We start from the raw sequence: 18198 nt of genomic DNA, 5'->3' as shown, positions 1-18198 counted from the left end.
GATGTCTGATCAGGCCGGTCGCGATCTGCTGGAAATCGATACTCGCTTGTTTTCTGCGAAGGAAAGCATTGATTCCCTCTATCAAACCATCTGTGAGTTCTTCTACCCCGAACGGGCCGAGTTCACGACGACGATTGATTACGGGGATGAGTTCGCCTCCCACCTGATTGATTCCTATCCCGTCTATGTCCGTCGTGAGCTGGGGAACTCCATCGGCTCGATGGTGCGTGATGGCAATTGGTTTAAGGCCAGCGTTACCAATCAGGATGTGATGCGACAGGCCGACGCATCGAGCTTCCTGGAATTCATGACGACGGTGAACCGGGCTATCCTTTATTCCCGTGATAGCGGCTATCGCCGCGCCGCCGGCCTGGTCGAACACGATTGGGCGACGATCGGCATGGGCTGGATGCAGGTCAGCTTCAATAAAGCCCGCGATAACCTGATCTTCCGCAATCATCATCCCAAGCTTTGCGCTGCTGCGGAAGGGCCTGACGGTCATATCTGGCACGTGCATCGCAAGGCGGACATGAACGCGATCAGCATGGCACATCAGTTTGGGGAGGATAAGCTCACTCAGCCGATGCGCGACAAGCTGAAAGACAAGGATTTCAAGCACTGCTTCAAGGTCCGGCATTGCTTCGTTCCGCTGGAAATCTATGAGCCGTACCGGAAATTCCCCAAATGGGCGAAATGGGCGGATGTCTATGTGACGGAAGAGGGCAAGATCCTTCAGGAACTGCCCGCCGCGACCTTTGATTACGTTGTGCCGCGCTGGCAGACGATCTCCGGTAAGGTCTATGCGTTCTCCCCGGCCTCGATCATCGCCCTGCCCGATGCTCGCATGATCCAACGCATGATGCTGTCGATCATCGAAGCGGCGGAAAAGGCCAACGATCCGCCATTGGTGGCTGTGCAGGACGCAATCCTATCTGAGATCGACATGTCGTCGGCTGGTATCACCTATATCGATGCCGAATATGATGAGCGTCTGGGTGCTGCCATCCGGCCTATCGACCTCGGCAAGAACCCATCCGTTGGCGAAAAGCTGATCGTCGATGTTCGCCAGAAACTGAGCGATGCATTCTTCTTGAACAAGCTGACACCGCTCGCCAATGCGCAGCGCACGAAGACAGCTTACGAGGCCAGCCAGTTGGTGCAGGAATACATTCGCCAGGCGCTGCCACTGTTTGAACCGATCGATGACGAATGGACCGGCGCCACACTGGATCTGGTCACGGAAAAGGTCATGCGGTCGGGCGGATATGGCCCGGTCGATAAATCAGGCGTTCCCGTCGATATGCCGGACGGGCTGCGCGGTCAGAACCTGGTCTATGAATTCAACAACGCGCTGAAACAGGCACGGGATCAGCAGAAGATTGAAGGCTTCAAGCAGGGTGCGGACCTGACCGCCATTGCAGCACAGATGGATCAATCCATCGTGCAGGAAGTTGATATGCGCACCGCCTTCCGCGATGCCTTCGCCGTGGTGCCTGGCAGTCGGGTCGACTGGCTGCGCAGCGAAGAGGAAGCGCAGCAGCTCGCCCAGCAGGCCCAGCAGCAAGCGCAGATGCAACAGCAAATGGCGATGGTTGGCCAGGGGGCCGAGATCGCCGGACAAGTGGGCAATGCCGCCCAACAGCTACAGGGAGTGGTTTGATATGACGACGAAAGACGAATCCGCGATTGAAAGCGAAATCCAGCAGAAGGGTTTGAATGCGCCTCGGCTCACGCCTGCGAAGATTGATGCCCAGATTGCCAGTGAAGCATATTACGTGTTTCCCGGCACGACGCTGACGATCTGCGCGCTGACGTTGGAAAACGGTTTTATCGTCACCGGTGAGAGTGCCGCCGCCTCGCCGGAGAACTTTGACGAAGAGATTGGCCGCAAGATCGCGCGGGAGAATGCGCGCGGCAAGATCTGGGCATTCGAGGGCTACACCCTTCGAAACCAGCTTTCGGGCCGTGTCTCTGCATGACCACCGAAGTCGTCGACTTCCCAAAACCGGAACGACTGATCTGGCTGTGCGGAGAATGCCAGTCGTCGACGTGGTTCCTGTATGACGACGACGTCTGCGAATGCGCCAACTGCGGGAACGTCAGTGATGCCAGCCGGTGGGTGACACCCATCCGGGATGCACCGCAAGCCCCGGAAGAGACTGACGGCGGCACCGTTGTTCGAACGTTTGTCGAGTGTGCCGAACTGGCAAAGCGGCGCGTCATGAAAAAGCTGGCCGATCAGTCTGGCAAACTGGCCATGCTGATCAGCTATTTCGAGGATGGTTGCGGTTCGCACTGGATCGCTGCGGAGACTGTCGAGCAACGGGATTGGACGGTGCGCAAGCTGCGGGAACTGGCCGATAGTATCGAGAAAGACCCGATGAATGGCTAAACCCGTCAAGCGCCCCTACCGCCCTTGGATGCCTGTCACGGTGCAGGCGGACAATAACCAGCCGATCAGCAACCTGAGCATTCGCAAAGCCGACGCTATTGCCATTAAAGCCGTTGCCGGTGGCCATGCGAACGAAGAACAGCAGCGCAGGGCATGGGCGGCGTTGCTGCATATCACCGGGGCGAACGATTTGCCCTGGATGCCGGACGAACATGGCGGCGAACGGGATACTGCTTTCGCCGCAGGTAAGGCCCATGTCGGCAAGCAGTTCCAGAAGATCGCATCAGTGCCGATCGAAGTCCTGACCGGTGAAGCGATGGAAAAGACTGCGGCACGAGTGGCGGCCGGTCATACCAGGCCAATGCGTGAAGAGTGATTTCATTTTCTTTGAGAGGAAAGTTTGATGCCTGATGTCGAGAACGTTTCGACCGGAACAACAGCGGCCACCGGGGCCGTGGAAACTGGTGGCGCGCCAGCGGGCGGCACTGAAAGCGGCACTGCGGCGCCTGGTACCGGCGCCCCGCCCGTCGTGGAAGCCGGCGGCGCGGCGAAAGTAGAGCCCGGCAAAACGGCGCATGGTGCGGAAGAGACTGCAAAGCCTGGTGCTGCCGATCAAAAGACGGATGCCACGGAGCAACCCGGCACCGAGCCAGGCACTGAAACGCCGGACGCCGGTACCGATGAACAGGCCTTAGGCAAGCTTCAAGAGCTGCGGGCCATGCTGGCCGGCGGTGATGAGAAGTTCCTGAAGCAGCTCGAGCGCTTCAAAACCCCGGAAAGCCTGGCGCGCGGATTGCGTGAGGCTTACAATCTCGCCAAGAAAAGCGGGGAGAGCAAGGCTCCGGCCCGATTGGGCGACAAGGCCACCCCGGAAGAGATCAAAGCATTCCGTGAGGCCGTCGGCATTCCCGATGATCCGACGCAATATCCGGTCTCGTACCGCGAAGAGTTCAAGGCATCGGAGCGCGATGGCCAGATCCTTGAGGATGTCAAAGCCTTTGCGGTTGAACGCAATATCGATCCGAAAGCCACTAGCGCATTTGTGGAATGGTATGAGGATCTGAGCGTTGCCAATCAGCAGCGGCTTGACGAACGTCTGGCCCAGACGGCCAAGGCCACACAGAACGAGCTGACAGCGGAATGGGGCGCCGAGTACAAGGGCAACATTACCGGCGTGCAGGAACTGCTGAAAACCCATCTTGGCGAAGAGGGTGCCGATCAGTTCTACAACATGCGTCTGGCTGATGGCTCTCGGATCCAAGACAATGTTGGCATGGTCAAGATGCTGGCCTCGATTGCCAGCGATTACTATGGGTCGAATGCGATCATCGTTGGGGATGTCGAGGCGGCGGGACAGACGACGCAACAGCAGATCGACGATCTCTTGCAGCTGCGCATTACCGATCCCGACAAATACAACAGCGCTGACGTGCAAGCCAAGGTCAACGCTCTGTTTGCCCGCAAGTCGAAGCTCGACGCGCGCAAATGACAATTGCCTGCCGGGGGTTCCCGGTGGGCCGGCTGGCGGGGGTTCCCGCTGGCATAGACTGGCGCCGGTTTCGGCGTTGATACTCTCTCGCACGGCGCCGGAAACGGCGCGGCGATAATGCCCAGACGATCGGTATGGAGCCCCGCGAAAGCGGCATCCTTCATCCGGTCGCCCTGGTGAGACTGCCTTGCGGCATCCCGGCAACGGCCCCGCACCCTTCCTTTCCATGATGTCCGAATGAAGCCCCGTAAAAGCGGCGGTGCGGCCCCGTGAGCCATCCTTGTGGTGATCTCACGGCATCCCGCGCCAATGTGGGCGGCATCCTTCATGCGGCTCTGAACCCTCAATCCACACTTTGAAACGGAGATTTCCGGATGACTTACGTTATCTCGAAAGAGCAGTACGTTTCGGAATGGGTTGTCGCGTTTCAGCGCGGCGAAACCATTCTGAAGAGCCGTGTGACCAAGCAGGTCATGAGCGATGGCAAAGCGGCTTACTTCCCCATCCAGGGCGCTGCCGGTCGTATGACCCGGCGCGGTTCTGATGGTCGCATTCCATCGCGCCAGCGCACCGATAGCCTGGTCAAGGTCGATCTCGAAGAAAAGCACTCGAAGGAAGAGCGCACGGGCTTCGATATCTTCACTTGCCCGGCACCGTTGCGCACCGCGATGCAGAACGCTGGTGCGGAAACGGCGGCTCGAGAAGTCGATTACACGATTATCGAGACGCTCCAGACCGCGACCAACGAATACAATGCAAATGCTGTGACGCTGACCTACGGCACCACAACCACCTTCATGGCCAAGTTGTTCCAGAACGACGTCATGACCGGCAATGAGATCACTTGCCTGTGGACGCCAATGGCCTGGGCCAAGTTGATGACCTTCGATCAGTTCATCAATGCCGACTATGTCGACATGAAAATGCTGAACGGCATTGCCATCGACAAGCCGAAGTTCTGGAACGGCGCGCTGCATATGCAGCATACCGGCCTGCCCGGTGTCGGTACCAACAAGGCCACCAACCTGATCTTCGCAAAACCCGCAATCGGTCACTCGATTGCGGAAGGCGATGTGAAGGTTGCTGCCGGTTACAACGACGAGGACGATTATTCGTATTCCCGTCACACGATCTTCGACGGCGCCGTGATCCTTCAGCAGGCCGGCGTCATGAAGCTCTACACCGACGATACCGCCGTTATCGCCTGATGACGCGGCGCCCCGGCGCTGGCGTCGGGGCGCCATTCGTCTGCCGTGGCTTTGCCCGGCACTTCCCAATCCTTGAGAGGAAAAGACAATGGCTTATGACAAGAAAGGCTTACGCCTTCTCGTCCGCGCTCCATCTGGCGGCGGCTGCAACGTATGGAATTTGCAGACCGTCGATGCGATCGCGGACGTCAATACCAGCAACTACATTTCGGATGGTGTTCGGCAGGGCATGCGCAAAGGCGATGTCGTCTATGTCAGCATCGGCGCGGCCCTCAACACTGCCGGTAACCTCGCCGCTGGCCCCACGTCCGTTGTGATGTGCTGGGTCATCGATGTCGGTACTGGCACCGATACGCTGGGCGTCGACCTGACCGACGGCCTGGCAATCACCGCAACCGATACCGATTGATCGGCTGAATAACTGGCCCGCGCTGATGAGGCGCGGGCTTTTCCTTTTTCGTTTCCAGAGAGGTTAACGCGATGAGCGTTCCAACAGATTTTAAGTCGGTCTCCGATGCATCGGTCAATCAGGCAGATTTCGAGGTCAACCGGCTGGCGGCCCGGGTGCCGAGCGGCACGACTATCGAACATGTCATGCATCCGCTGTTCTTCCGCAACGTCTTGAGCCGCCTCCGTCCCCGGATGCAGATCATCGTCTTGTCCGATGATCTTGAGCTTGACTGCGAAGTGCGGGTTGAGCGGATCACGCAAAGCACGGCGCATGTGCGGCTGCTGCGGCACTACGAAGTGCCGGACGAAGACATGCGCACGCCCGCTACCTTGCCGCCGCCTGTGGTCGATTTTGGCGGTCCCAAGCATCAATGGCGGTTCGGCATGCCGACTGGCAAGGGTGTCGACATCGTCAAGCATGGCTTCTCCTCGGAGAAAGAAGCCTGGGCAGCAGCCAAGGAATATTACGCCACGCTGACGACGGCACCGATGCCGGAACTTGCCGAGAAGTAAGGAACTGAACCGATGGCGACAAAACTGGAAATCTGGAATCGCGCGCTCATTGCTATGGGCCGGGCGGTCATGACCAGCACGGACGATGACGTCGAACCGAAATATATCTTCGATGTCGTGTGGGATGCCGTTGTTGATCAGGCCTTCAGCCGTGGTGATTGGAACTTTGCGAAAAAGATTGCCAGCTTGTCGCCGTCGGGGTCCGGTTCTGCCGGCTTTGCCAACGCATTCGATTACCCTGACGACTATCTGCGGACTGTTTCTGTGGGCTGCACGGTCAATCCGCGCAATGAACAGTTCCGCGAATTTGCCGATCAGGACGGGCAACTGCATGCCAATGCCGATCCTCTGTATCTGATCTATATCAGCAGCGCGGCAACGACTGAATTTGCATCCTGGCCACCGGCTTTCGCTGAATTCGTCGTTGCTCATCTCGCCTTCACCACATGCGGGTCCCTGACCGGTAGCAGTGACATGCAGGATCGTATCGAGAAACGGGCTACAAAAACGCTGCTGCTGGCCAAGAACATTGATGCCCGCAACGAAAACAACAAGAGCATCGGGCGCGGCTCCTGGATCAAGGCCAGGCAGGGCGGGTGGTGTGGCCCTGGCAGCTCGAGCAATTCGCTTGGCGGTGGCGTCAATGCCGAGATCACTCCCGGTGAAGGGGACGTCTGATGCCAGTCACCAATGCAGCAATCTATTCGGTCAATGGCGGCGAAGTCGGGGAGGAAGCGCTATCGCGCCTCGACCTGGAGCGCATGCAGTTTTCCGGCGCGCTCTATGAAAACATCCTGCCGCGTGTTGTCGGCTCCATGACGGTGCGGCCCGGCATGGAACATTTGATGAAGAACACGATCGGGGAAGTGATGTTCCTCGAATATGCCTATGGCGGTGCCGACACGTACATGCCTGTTCTCTCCAATCTGGCGATGCGGATCCTGAAGAACGGCTCGTTTATCAACCGTGTCGCGGTGTCAACGGCCATTACCAACGGCGATTTCAATTCCTTCACCGGTTGGACGAATGCCAGCACCGGCACGTCAACGGCGTCTGTTGATAGCGGAACGCTGGCATTGATCGGCTTTGGCAATGGCCGGGCCAGCGCCAAGCAGACGATCGGCGTTTCCGGGGCCGATCAGGGCAAGGTGCATGGCCTGCGGATCAAAGTGAAATGGGGGACGGTGATCGTCAACCTCGGCACCGCGAGCGGCGGCACCGATCTGATCAATGGCATATCCCTTCCCCCGGGCGATCATTCCATCGCGTTCATTCCGACCGGATCAAACGTCTATGTCGAGCTGTATCACGACACGCGGCGCAATGTGTATGTCGAGAGCTGCACGATTGATGTCGCTGGGCAGTTGGCGCTGGTGACGCCATGGACTGGCGATGATCTTGCCGCCAACATCATCCGTTACGATCAGTCGAATGGTGTGATCTATGTTGCCTCGGGCTCGTACCAGCAGCGCGAAATCAAACAGATTGATGATAGTGGCCTGTCGTGGGGCATTGCGCGCTATGAAAGCGACGACGGCCCGTTCAAGCTTTACGATGGCAGCATTACGTTGCGACCGGCAAGTTATTTCAATTTCCAGCTCATGACGGCAAGCCAGGACTTTTTCCGCGCTGGCATGGTTGGCCGTCTTTTTCGCCTCACACAAAGTGGTCAGGCCGTCTTTGAAAACTTTTCATCGGGCGATGTGCAGGGTGATTATATCCGCATTTCCGGCGTTGATGCTGCCCGACGGTTCTCTTATTCGGTGTCAGGCACATTCAGTGCGACCGTATGGCTTCAACGGTCTGTCGACGATGGGTCTGGCAATCCGACGGGCTGGGTGGATCTTGCATCCTATACCGGTGCCGCATCGGGCAATTACACCGATAGTGACGACAACGTGATCAAATATTTCCGTTTCGTTGTGAAGTCCGGCAACTATACCAGCGGTACCGTTGTCACGTCGCTGACGTATTCAGGCGGCAGCAATACCGGCATTGCGCGTGTCGTGCAAATCAACAGCTCAACCGAAGCGTTAGTTGACATTATCTCTCGGTTCTACTCCCTCGATGCGACGGCGGATTGGGATTATTCCTATTGGTCCGACTATGATGGATGGCCAACAGGCGTGCAGGTCTTTGGCGGACGTGTCTTCTGGGGAACCGGCGATATGGGCAATGGGTCCATATCCGATGATTACAAATCCTTTGATGACACAGAGGAAGGCGATTCCGCGCCGATCGCGCGCAGCTTTGGCTGTAACTCGCGCAAGGGCGTCCTGTGGTTTCTTGGGCTGCAACGGCTGATCGTCGGAACGGATGTGGCGGAAATCTCCGTCAAGTCATCGTCCTTCGACGAAGCATTGACAGTGACGAATTGGTTTCCGGTCAATGCATCGACAAAAGGCTGTTATGGCATCCGTGCGGTGAAGTGCGACACGGATGGCGTCTTCATTGACGCAACGGGTGTTGGCGTCTTTCGCCTGACATGGGCGCAAAACGGCACCGATTACACGTCGACGGATCTGCTGGCCCTTCATGAGGAACTGTTTGACAATTCTCCCGTGGTCGACATTGCCGTCCAGCGGCGGCCCGATACCGTGATATGGTTCATCCTGGAGAATGGCGAGGCGCGCACGCTGACCTATTCCCCATCTGACCAGGTGCTTGGTTGGGCTCGGGTGTTAACCGATGGCCTGATCAAGCGGGTTGGCGTGGTGCGCAAGCTCGAGCAAGACACTGTTTTGTTCGATGTCGAGCGCAACGGAACAAAGCGGTTCGAACAACTGGCCATGCTGAAAGAATGCCGGGGCGGTGCCGTCCAGTGCCTGGCAGATGGCTTTACCCGTTTCACGGCGTCCGCCACTGAATTTTCCGTGCCGCACCTCGATGGGCTGGATGTCACAGTGTGGGCAAACGGTGCCGCGATCCACGATCAGAACAATCTTTATACCGTCACGGACGGCAAGGTTGTGCTGACTGAGGCCAAAACAAACGTCGTGATTGGTCTCCCATACCGGGGCCGGTGGAAAACCACAAAGCTGGCCTATGGTGCCGGTGGCGGTACCGCGCTGTTCATGCGAAAAAAGGTTCCATTGCTGGGGCTTGCCTTGGTCAACACCATGATGGACGGCCTGCGGATCGGGAAGGATTTCGACACGCTGCGCCGGTTGACGGTTACGAGCAAGGGGAAGCCTTTGGAGCCGAACACATTGCTCAAGACTTATGACGCGGACCTGACGTCCATCAGTTCGGATTGGGACACAGACAGCCGCGTTTGTATCGAGCACAAAACGCCGTATCCGATGACAACGGCAAGCCTGGTCATGAAGGTGGAAACGAACGGTTGATGCGCTGCCGGGTGGAAAAAGCGACGGATATGGATGTAGCGGCCTTCTATGGGCCGATACAGATCAACCAGCGTTTTGAATGCAAGGTCATGCGGCGTGGCTTGCGCGTCGTCGGGCTGGGCGGATTCATCGAAGTCGAGCCGGGTCACTGGTGGGGATTCCTCGAAGTCCAGCCCAGCGCCCGGCGCCCATCGCTGTTCCGGCATGTTCTTGGTATATTCCGGTCCATCGTCGAAGATGGGGCGATGGTGGTCAGGTGCAGTCTTGATGCGCGCATCCCTCGGGCGCGTGACATGCTGGAACATATGGGGATGCATCCGACGGGTGAATGGATGCAAAACGGGCAAGAGGTGTGGCAATATGAGCGGGCTTGAAACAATTGCATTGCTTGGTGCGGGCCTTGGCGGCGCTGGCTCCATTGTCAGCGGGGTGCAGGCAAACAACAATGCCAAGTACCAGGCTGAAAACCTGCGCCAGCAAGGCACGGAAGCGCTCGCGTCGTCTCAACGATCCTCCATGGAAAAATACCGCCAAGGCAAGATCACCATGAGCGGGCAGCGGGCAGCCATTGCCGGTTCTGGCGGCTCCATCGCGGACCCTGGTGTCATCGACATGATGAGCGACACCTATCAGCAGACGGATCTGGCTGGTCGTACCGAAATGTACAAGGGCGAACAGCAGAAGCGCGGCTATGATGCGCAGGCCTCGGCGGCGGAAATCAGCGGCAAGAACGCTCTGACGAATGGCATTATTGGCGGCGTGTCGTCGACGCTAAGTAATAGTGCCACAATCTTTGATCGGTTCGGTAAGCCGGCAAAGCAAGGTGGTCAGGGTACAGGCATCGTCAAGCCTTATGGCTAAAAAGGTGGATTGGTAAAATGGCAGTGCGCATTCCTACTTCTGCGGATATCCAGCAGGGCGGTTATAATTCGGGCCGCTCGAATGGTAGTGGCGTTTCAGTATCAGTCGGTCAAGGCATGGCTGCCGCCGGCCAGGCCGTGCAGCAAATTGCGGACGGCGCTCATGAGCAAGAACAGCAACAGGCTGTTTTTGATGTGCAAGCGAAGTTTGCGCAATGGCAGCAGAACGTCAACCAACAGTTAGAAGACGCACGGCGCAACGGAGATTCATCCGGTGCCGGTCTTACGCAAAGCGTGTCCAAACCATTGGAAGAAAGCGCCAATCAGTTCGCGGAACAAAATTTCGGAGGTCTTGACCGGCGGCGGCAACAGATCATGGCTTCGCGGCAGATGGATGTTGTCGAAGGACTGAAAAATAAGGCGAATGCATACGAAACTGCGGCTCGCGATACGGCGAACATAAAACAGGCCGGCGATAGCCTTGACGCGTATCGTAATGGTGTCCTGACTGGCAGTCAGGATTACGATACCGCGCGACGTTTAGGTGAAGATCTGATTTCATCGGCACCATTGCCACCGGAGCAACGGACGGTGCTGCTCGACAAGTTCAAGCCAGCGATTGCTGAGACTTTGGCCCAAAGGCAGTATCAATTGAATCCGCAAGGCACGATCGAAGCTCTACGCGGTGTTGATCCGCGAGAGGCGTTCTATCGGGCAACGGAATGGGCTGAAAGCAAGGGCAAGGCAGACGCCGAATCCAGCAAGGGTGCGTCGGGCGTTATGCAGGTCATGCCCAAGACAGGCGCCGACATCGCCAAGGCGTTGGGCGACAGCAAATTCCCGATCAACGGAACGGAAGAAGAACAAAAGACGTACCTCAAGAATGAGGACGTCTCGCGCAAGTATGGTCGCTATTATCTCGACCAGCAGATGCAGAACTACGACGGCGATTATGCCGCTGCTGCCGTCGCCTATAATGCTGGCCCATCCGTTGCGGCTAAGTGGATTGCGTCAGGCAAAGATGACAGTGTTCTGCCGGCGGAAACCCGCGCCTATAAGGCCAAGGTGCTTGGCAATATGGCCAACGCCACGATCACCACGGAAGACGTTAGAACTGCCAAGGCTTCCTTGCTGTCACGCACGGACAAGGGGCCGGAAGCGATTGACGGATTGAATGACGGCTTTGCCGTCAAGCTCAATCGCATGTTCGATGGCGCGCCGGATGACATCAAAAAGGGCCTCGGCCTGTTCTCTGCCTATCGCCCGCCGGAGCGTCAGGCGGAAATCATATCCGAATCCATGGGCAAATATGGTTTCAATGCGGACGATCGATCCGCATGGCAGCAGGATGTCCAAAGCCTCGGCCCTCAAGCCGCTGGCGAGAAGTGGGCCGATCGGTTTAAATCATCCGGCATGTCGCAATGGGTGGCCAAGCCCGGCTACAGCCAGCATCAGAAAGGCGATGCGGCCGATCTGTCATGGAATAGGCAAAGCCTGGCCAAGGCACCACAAGCGGTCAAGGATTGGGTGCGCGCCAATGCCAGTGACTTTGGCTTGTCGGTGCCGCTCTCGAATGAGGACTGGCATATCGAGGATGCCGACGCCCGGGCAGGAAAGCCGGTCAAGGTCGCATCCGCCGATCGGCGGTTTGACGATCTCGACCCTGACAAGCGCTATGCTCTCGCCATGAATTTTCAAAACCAATATCACCAGCAAATTGCCCAGCAGAAGGCGTCACAGCAGGATGATTGGCAGTTAAAGATTGCCACCGATCCAGCGAGCGTCAATGCCAAGGATATCATTGATGATGCGTTGCTTGATAACGGCCAAAAAGCATCCATCCTCAATACCCTGCGCGAAGGCCGTGACAAATTCTTCAGCCAAACGCAGGTGGCTGCAGTCATGGCCGGGACCGGCGGCGTTCTCAATCCAGAGGATGAGAAAATCCGCAAAGGTGTTGACGGCTTCTATAACCAGGCCATGACCAATGCTGGCAATAATGGCCAGCAGCGCACGGCCATGGAACGCGATATCGTCACCAGGACGGGTGTCGTGCCAACGCAGGTCAAGGATCGCGTCACGATGGGCCTTGCGATGAACGACGCCAACAGCGCCGTGAACGCGCTCAACACCATGGCGTTCGTTCGCCAGTCGGCACCGGCTGGATATGCGCAAGCGTTCAATGATCGCCAGCAGAAGGATTTTGAGCTTTACGATCATTACAGGTCAGCCGGCTTTTCCGATGCCATGGCAGCGCAGCGCGTCGTCGATAGCCGCGACCCGGCCCGGGCTTTGCAGAGAAAATCTATTGTCGAGGCCTATTCGAAAGATTTGAAGAAGCTGGATTCTTCTGACTTTGCGTCTGCGCTCAAGAGTGTCGAGGGGAGATTTTCCACGCCAGGAACGCAAGGCGATAAAGCGTCTGAACTGGCTTCGGTCAATATTCCTTCTGTGGCGAATTCTGTCGTGGCTTCCGACTACCGCACGTTTGTCGAGGATCGGCTTGTTGAAAATGGTGGCGATATGGATGCGGCGAAGAGAACCGCCGTCAATGACATGAAACGTGCTGGATGGGCCGTATCGACGTTGGTGCCGGGTGGTAACGTGTTGGTGAAGAATCCACCAGAGGCGCATTTCCCGGCTGATCCTGATGGCAAATGGGATTGGATCAAGGATCAAGCCACGGACCTCTTGATCAAGAACGGGCTAGTGCCTGACCCACAGCAATCTCCGCAGGCAAAAGCCGGGATCAAAGTAACTGATAGTCCTGTTGTTTACTTGCAACCCGATTTGGAAACTGCGGATAATTTAAGGGGTGGAGAACGCCCCACATACCGTGTCTATTTCAGGGATGAACATGGCGCTTATCAGGTGTGGCGCAAGCGGTTTAGCCCGGATATGCAACTTGAGAAAGAGCACAGAGCGAAGGTGATTGCTGAACATGAAGCGGTATGGCAGGCCAATCGCGCTAGAGATCAAGGCATCTCCGATATGATCAATTCTGGGTCGACGTCAGATGTTGGGATGTCTCCTATGCCTCAAGATGCAATTGATCGTACTCGCACCGATATCAAGACCGGAGACCTTGGCCCCGTTGCTGGCCCAGTTGTTGATACCGTTGGCTCGATGCGGGATTACATGGGCAAAAAGGCACGAGAAAACAACGCGGCATTCGGCGGGCCTATCCCCGCCAATAACGGCATTGGGGGTTGGTAATGCCTATTTCTGATTTCAAAAATCTGAGTGATGCACAGGGGAGTGTTCTGGAGCTGTCCCCTTATGACAGCGGTCCTAGTTTCGGCCAAACTGTCGGAGCTGGCGTGCGGCAATCCAACAGTTTGGTGAGTTATATCTCCGCCCTACCCGATGGCGTGGACGAAAATTTCTACAAGCCCAATCCGGAATATAATCCCTACCATGATCCGGATCTGACAGAGTATGTCCAAAAGCACCCTGCCGCTTTCACGGAAGCTTATAACAAGCAGATGGGGGATGCCGTCCGCCAGCAAATCGATCAGGAAAACGAGGACCGCAAGACGCTGTCGGCGGGTGGTATCGTGCCGGGCCTGCTTGGCGGTATAATCGGCGGACTGACCGATCCGGCAGCGCTGGCCGCGTCCATGGCGCTTGGCCCGTTTGCGCCTGCTGCTACTGCCGGACGCGCAGCTCGGGTTGGCTTCATGGCTGGCGATGCTGCTTTGTCGACCGTTGCCAATGAAGCAGCGCTGCAAACCGTCCAGCAGACGCGCACCATGGAAGAGAGTGGCGCCAACATTATCGGTGCTGGTCTGCTTGGCGGTGCGATCGGTGGTTCAACCATCCTGGCGGGAATGCTGGGCCGGGCCGGTGATCACATGGGCTCATGGTTGAGCAATGACGAGATTTCCGCCGCATCCCGTGCTTTCGACGATGCAATGCGGGTCGGTGACGGGGAAGACGCACTTATCTCCGGCGCCCGGTCCATGGATCGCCCGCTTGATACTGTGGACGGCGCCCGCCTCGATGCGCAAGGTCGTCCGATCGACGATATGGCGGCTCGCGCTGGTGACGATCTTGAACCCGGTGCCGTGCGGCCTGACAATGGCGAAACGTTCCTTGGTGGCAAGGGCAGTGTCGGTGCTGCGGCTGCCGATGCTGCCATGACGCGCGAAGACTTGGGCATGGCCCGGCAGGGATTTTTTGGTTGGCTGGGCGGCAAGATCATGGATGCCACGGCGCCATTGTCGCCAAACCTGCGACTGATGAACAGTCCGTCACAAGTGGTGCGCGAAACAGCAGCGATGATGCTGGATAACCCGATCTATACCGCTGCCAACATGGAAGGCCGCACCCTCGGCACCAATGCCGAATCCGGGACGCGCTATTACATGGGGCAGGCTGCTAGCTGGCAGAAGGAATTTGAAGAGCTTTACCAGGATTTCCGCAAGGCTGGCGGGCGGCTGACCAAAGATGAGTTTGGCGAGCGGGTATCAAAGGCCGCCCGTCGTGGCGATGCTGATCCTGCTGGCGTGCCGCAAATCACAAAAGCAGCGGAATCGCTGCGCGAACGGCTTTATGATCCCATGCTGATCGAAATGAAGCAGCTAGAAATGCTGCCGCCGGATGTCAAGACGACGACGGCGGCCAGTTATGTGACGCGCTATTGGGACAAGGCCAAGCTGATGGCCGATGCTCCCCGGGTCAAGCAGATTTTCCAGAACTATTTTCAGGGCGTCGTTGCCGCGCAAAAGGCGCGCTCTGAGGAAATCAAGCTTGGGCGCAAGGTTGTCCAGGCCATGGACGTCGACGAGAAGTATGGCAAGGCTTCGGAGCGGCTGGCTAATTATGAGGATCGTCTATCCTCCCGGCAAAAGGTGCGTGACGGCAAGCTGAACGCTATCAAGGAAATTGAAGCCCGGCGCTATGGCTCCGGCGCGCCGTCGGACAAGCCTGCCAAGGGCGTTGCCGGTGTTGATGAACGCCAGGATGCTTTCTTGCAGGATCGCGCTGCCCAGCGTCAACGCAAGCTTGATGGCCTGCGCAAGCTGGAAGATGAGCGCTATAAGGAACTGTATTCGCGGGCGGATGATACCGTTGTCGAGGCGCTGAAAAGTGCTGCTGATGACGACACGTTCATGGACTTCGTGCGCCATGCGCGGCGCAATGTCGAAAAGGATTTCCCAAGCAATCCCGTCATCGACATTCTGAAAACCCGTGGCGGTGTGCGCCGTGGCTCCATGCTGGCCCATGAGCTGGCCAAGATGGATATCAACCCCAAAGCCTATCCCGGCCTGTTTACCAAAGAAGGTGGTATTGGTGCGGTTGACAATCTTGTTGGGTCGGAATTCCCCGTCCTTGCCAATCTGCCGAAAGATGCAAACGGCTATGTCGATCAACAGGCTATCCTTGACGCGCTGCGCGAAGAGGCTGCCGGTCGGCCGCTGCGCAGCTCCGAACAACTGGCGGCGATCGACAAGAACAGCATAGCGCAAGAGAACCTTGTCGACTGGCTTGAGGGTGTGGGCCTTTCACCCGATACCAGGATCAAGGACATTCGCGCCCGGATCAATGATGTCACCGGTCGGGAACGTCGGCTGCTGGCGCTGGATGAACGGATATCCAAGGCCGAGACTGATTTATCGGCCCATGATATCGAGACGTCGAAAAAGCAGAAGGAACTGCTCAAGACCCGCGATCAGGTCGATGATGCTGAGATTGAACGGCTTGACAAACTGATTGCCGATCTTGAGCGTTTCGACACCATGACGGATGGCATTCGCAATGAGCATATGATTGCCAAGGCAGAAGCCAGCAACATCCTTGAGCAACTGCGGGCGCTGGAAGACGAGATCTCTGGCAATGAGGCGAACCTTGGCCAGGTGCAGGCCTCGCCTCGCATCAAACAGATGGTTGATTTCGCCAACGCCCGCAAGGAATACCGGGACGCACGATACAACATAACGCGGGTGGAAAGCCGTCTCGATGCCTTGAAGCGCCTCGAAAAACAAAGCCCGCTGCCGCCGGAACTCGATGCGGAGTTTCCGAAGCTGGAATCGGATTTGCGGAAATTCCGCGAGCGTGAGGAAAAGGCCAAGGTCAAAACCGAACGGCTGAAAAAGCTTATGCCCAAGCAGTCGGAAGAGCTGCCGGAATTCATGGATGAACAGGACGAAGCCGATTACGTCAATGACATTGTTGAATCGGTATTCGGCAAGCTTACCGGTCTCGATCCGGAGGGCGCCCTTGCGGAGGTGCCGGATTGGATCGTGCCGGCGAAAGCTGGGCCGCTGAAAGAACGCACGTTCAATATTCCGGATAACCTGGTTGAACCCTATCTCGAAAACGATCCGCGCAAGATCGTTGAAAAGTATTCGCGCGTCGTGGGTGCCGAGATCGAACTGACAAAGCGGTTTGGCCGGGCCGATCTGAAAGACCAGATCACGCGCTTGGTGCAGGACTACAATGGGTTGATCGATAAGGCCAAGACCCAGAAAGAACGGCTTGACCTGGCCGAACGGATGAACAAGGACAAGGCGGACCTGATGGCGATGCGCGATATTCTGCGCGGCCAATATTCCAAGCACTCCGGTGCCGGATGGGCAACGGAAGCAGCCCGCACCCTGACCGCATTCAACTTTGCCACCAAGATGGGTTCTCTGGCGCTGAACAGTTTTCAGGACGTCGGTGGTATCCTCGGCAAAAACGGCTTGCGTCGGACGATGGCGGATTCCACGGCGATGTTTGCCAGTGCATTGAAGCGCGACGGCTATGCATCGATGACAAAGGCAGAAGCCCGGGAAATGGGCGTGGCGGTCGAAAGCATCATGGAAGCCCAGATGATGAGCCGGGCCGAACTGGTCGATCCGCTGCGCCCCGGCAATCCATTTACCCGGGCGGTCGAAAACTCGGCCCGGTTCGTTGCCAAATATTCCTTCGGTGCGCAGGTCTCCGACTGGATGCGGACCATGGCTTACCGCGTCAATTCGAACCGGCTGCAAAAGGCCATTGCCGATGCCGTGCAGGATGTCGAGATTGCTGGGCGTTCGCAGCGCGTGGCGGACTTTGGGCGGCTCAAGCCCGATGATCGGACATTGCTGGCTCATCTGGGCATCAATGAGGACGGCGCCATGCGGATCGCCGCGATGCTGCGGCAGCACGCTGTTGACGACGGATCGTTGCGCATTTCCAACGCCATGAATTGGGAAGACGTGCAGGCTCGCAAGGCCTGGTCGGCGGCCATGAATAAGTTCGTTGATCAAACCGTGATGTCGCGGGCTGGCATCGGTGACACGCCGTTGTTCATGCGCTCAAACTGGGGACGTGTCATGCTCCAGTTCAAAAGCTTCATCATGGCGGCCCATAGCCGTGTGCTGCTGAATGGCTTGCAGCAAAACCAGCATCGACTGCTTGAGCATCTGGTGGGTGTCGGGGCGCTGGGCATGTTGAGTGTCTACCTTGCGGCCCTTGCCCGTGGTGACATGGATGGTGCGCAGAAGATGCTTGATAATCCGGGCAAGTGGATTTCGAACGGCATTGACCGGTCCGGCGTCTTTGCCTTGCTGATGGATACCAGCAACACGGCAAGCAAGGTGGCGCAGGAATGGGGCGGCAATATTCCGGGCCTTCCCGATGCGCTGGGGGCCGCCCTTGGCGACAAGGACGCTGGCGGCCCAACCTATCGCTACACCTCCCGCAACTGGGTTGGCGCTCTTGCCGGACCGTCTGTCCAGACAATCCAGGATCTTGGAATGTTAGGTGTGGGTTTGGCAAAAAGAGACATGCAAAAATCTGACGCTGGCCGTATAATGCGAAATCTTCCGGGTGCAACGCTTCCCGGAATTCGGTTTGGTACCAACGGCATTCTGAGGCCGGCGCTCGAGCGCGAATTCCAGAATTAATCCGACGAGCCCCCGCTTGTCCAACTGGCCTCGATGTTTCGCATCGGGCCGGTAGAACTGTG

At 57.4% G+C, this 18198-nt stretch carries 14 protein-coding genes; all 14 read left to right on the top strand.

From position 1 onward, the window contains the following. Position 1 precedes the first annotated feature (1 nt). The 14 genes from FS819_RS23115 to FS819_RS23050 all read left to right on the top strand — a co-directional run bounded on the left by FS819_RS23115 (position 2) and on the right by FS819_RS23050 (position 18136). Positions 2–1660: a portal protein gene (locus FS819_RS23115; RefSeq protein WP_234624649.1), complete on the top strand. Its 1659-nt coding sequence runs from the start codon at positions 2–4 to the stop codon at positions 1658–1660. Position 1661: 1 nt separating this feature from the next. Further along, positions 1662–1979 carry a Gp49 family protein gene (locus FS819_RS23110; RefSeq protein WP_234624648.1) on the top strand — a complete coding sequence of 106 codons (318 nt, stop codon included), beginning with the start codon at positions 1662–1664 and terminating at the stop codon, positions 1977–1979. Beyond that, positions 1976–2392, top strand: a complete 417-nt coding sequence (locus FS819_RS23105) for a hypothetical protein (protein ID WP_234624647.1) — start codon at positions 1976–1978, stop codon at positions 2390–2392. The genes FS819_RS23110 and FS819_RS23105 overlap by 4 nt, the downstream gene beginning before the upstream one ends. Next, entirely contained in the window at positions 2385–2768 is a 384-nt protein-coding gene (locus FS819_RS23100; protein WP_234624646.1) for a hypothetical protein, read from the top strand. Before FS819_RS23105 ends, FS819_RS23100 begins: the two co-directional genes overlap by 8 nt. Before the next feature lie 27 nt (positions 2769–2795). Further along, a complete protein-coding gene (locus FS819_RS23095; protein WP_234624645.1) occupies positions 2796–3881 on the top strand; it encodes a hypothetical protein in 1086 nt (361 codons plus the stop codon). Positions 3882–4255: 374 nt separating this feature from the next. Further along, positions 4256–5089 carry a phage capsid protein gene (locus FS819_RS23090; RefSeq protein WP_234624644.1) on the top strand — a complete coding sequence of 278 codons (834 nt, stop codon included), beginning with the start codon at positions 4256–4258 and terminating at the stop codon, positions 5087–5089. Between the two features lie 88 nt (positions 5090–5177). Next, the gene (locus FS819_RS23085; RefSeq protein ID WP_071201358.1) at positions 5178–5498 is read left to right on the top strand and encodes a hypothetical protein; all 321 of its coding nucleotides are present in this window, start codon (positions 5178–5180) and stop codon (positions 5496–5498) included. A 71-nt stretch (positions 5499–5569) separates the two neighbouring features. Further along, the gene (locus FS819_RS23080) at positions 5570–6052 is read left to right on the top strand and encodes a hypothetical protein (protein ID WP_234624643.1); all 483 of its coding nucleotides are present in this window, start codon (positions 5570–5572) and stop codon (positions 6050–6052) included. Positions 6053–6064: 12 nt separating this feature from the next. Further along, positions 6065–6730, top strand: coding sequence for a phage connector family protein (locus FS819_RS23075; protein ID WP_234624642.1), 666 nt, complete (start codon positions 6065–6067; stop codon positions 6728–6730). Continuing rightward, entirely contained in the window at positions 6730–9399 is a 2670-nt protein-coding gene (locus FS819_RS23070) for a phage tail protein (protein WP_234624641.1), read from the top strand. The genes FS819_RS23075 and FS819_RS23070 overlap by 1 nt, the downstream gene beginning before the upstream one ends. Next, on the top strand, positions 9399–9773 hold the full coding sequence (locus tag FS819_RS23065; RefSeq protein ID WP_234624640.1) for a hypothetical protein: 375 nt from the start codon (positions 9399–9401) through the stop codon (positions 9771–9773). The genes FS819_RS23070 and FS819_RS23065 overlap by 1 nt, the downstream gene beginning before the upstream one ends. Next, a complete protein-coding gene (locus FS819_RS23060; RefSeq protein ID WP_234624639.1) occupies positions 9760–10260 on the top strand; it encodes a hypothetical protein in 501 nt (166 codons plus the stop codon). The genes FS819_RS23065 and FS819_RS23060 overlap by 14 nt, the downstream gene beginning before the upstream one ends. A gap of 17 nt (positions 10261–10277) precedes the next feature. Then, the gene (locus tag FS819_RS23055; RefSeq protein WP_234624638.1) at positions 10278–13475 is read left to right on the top strand and encodes a transglycosylase SLT domain-containing protein; all 3198 of its coding nucleotides are present in this window, start codon (positions 10278–10280) and stop codon (positions 13473–13475) included. After that, a complete protein-coding gene (locus tag FS819_RS23050; RefSeq protein ID WP_234624637.1) occupies positions 13475–18136 on the top strand; it encodes a hypothetical protein in 4662 nt (1553 codons plus the stop codon). The genes FS819_RS23055 and FS819_RS23050 overlap by 1 nt, the downstream gene beginning before the upstream one ends. Positions 18137–18198: the final 62 nt, after the last annotated feature.

It is taken from the genome of Allorhizobium sp. Av2 (genome assembly GCF_021462805.2).
In the GTDB taxonomy this organism is placed as follows: Bacteria; Pseudomonadota; Alphaproteobacteria; order Rhizobiales; family Rhizobiaceae; genus Allorhizobium; species Allorhizobium vitis_G.
This window is presented reverse-complemented; position numbering and strand designations above follow the sequence as displayed.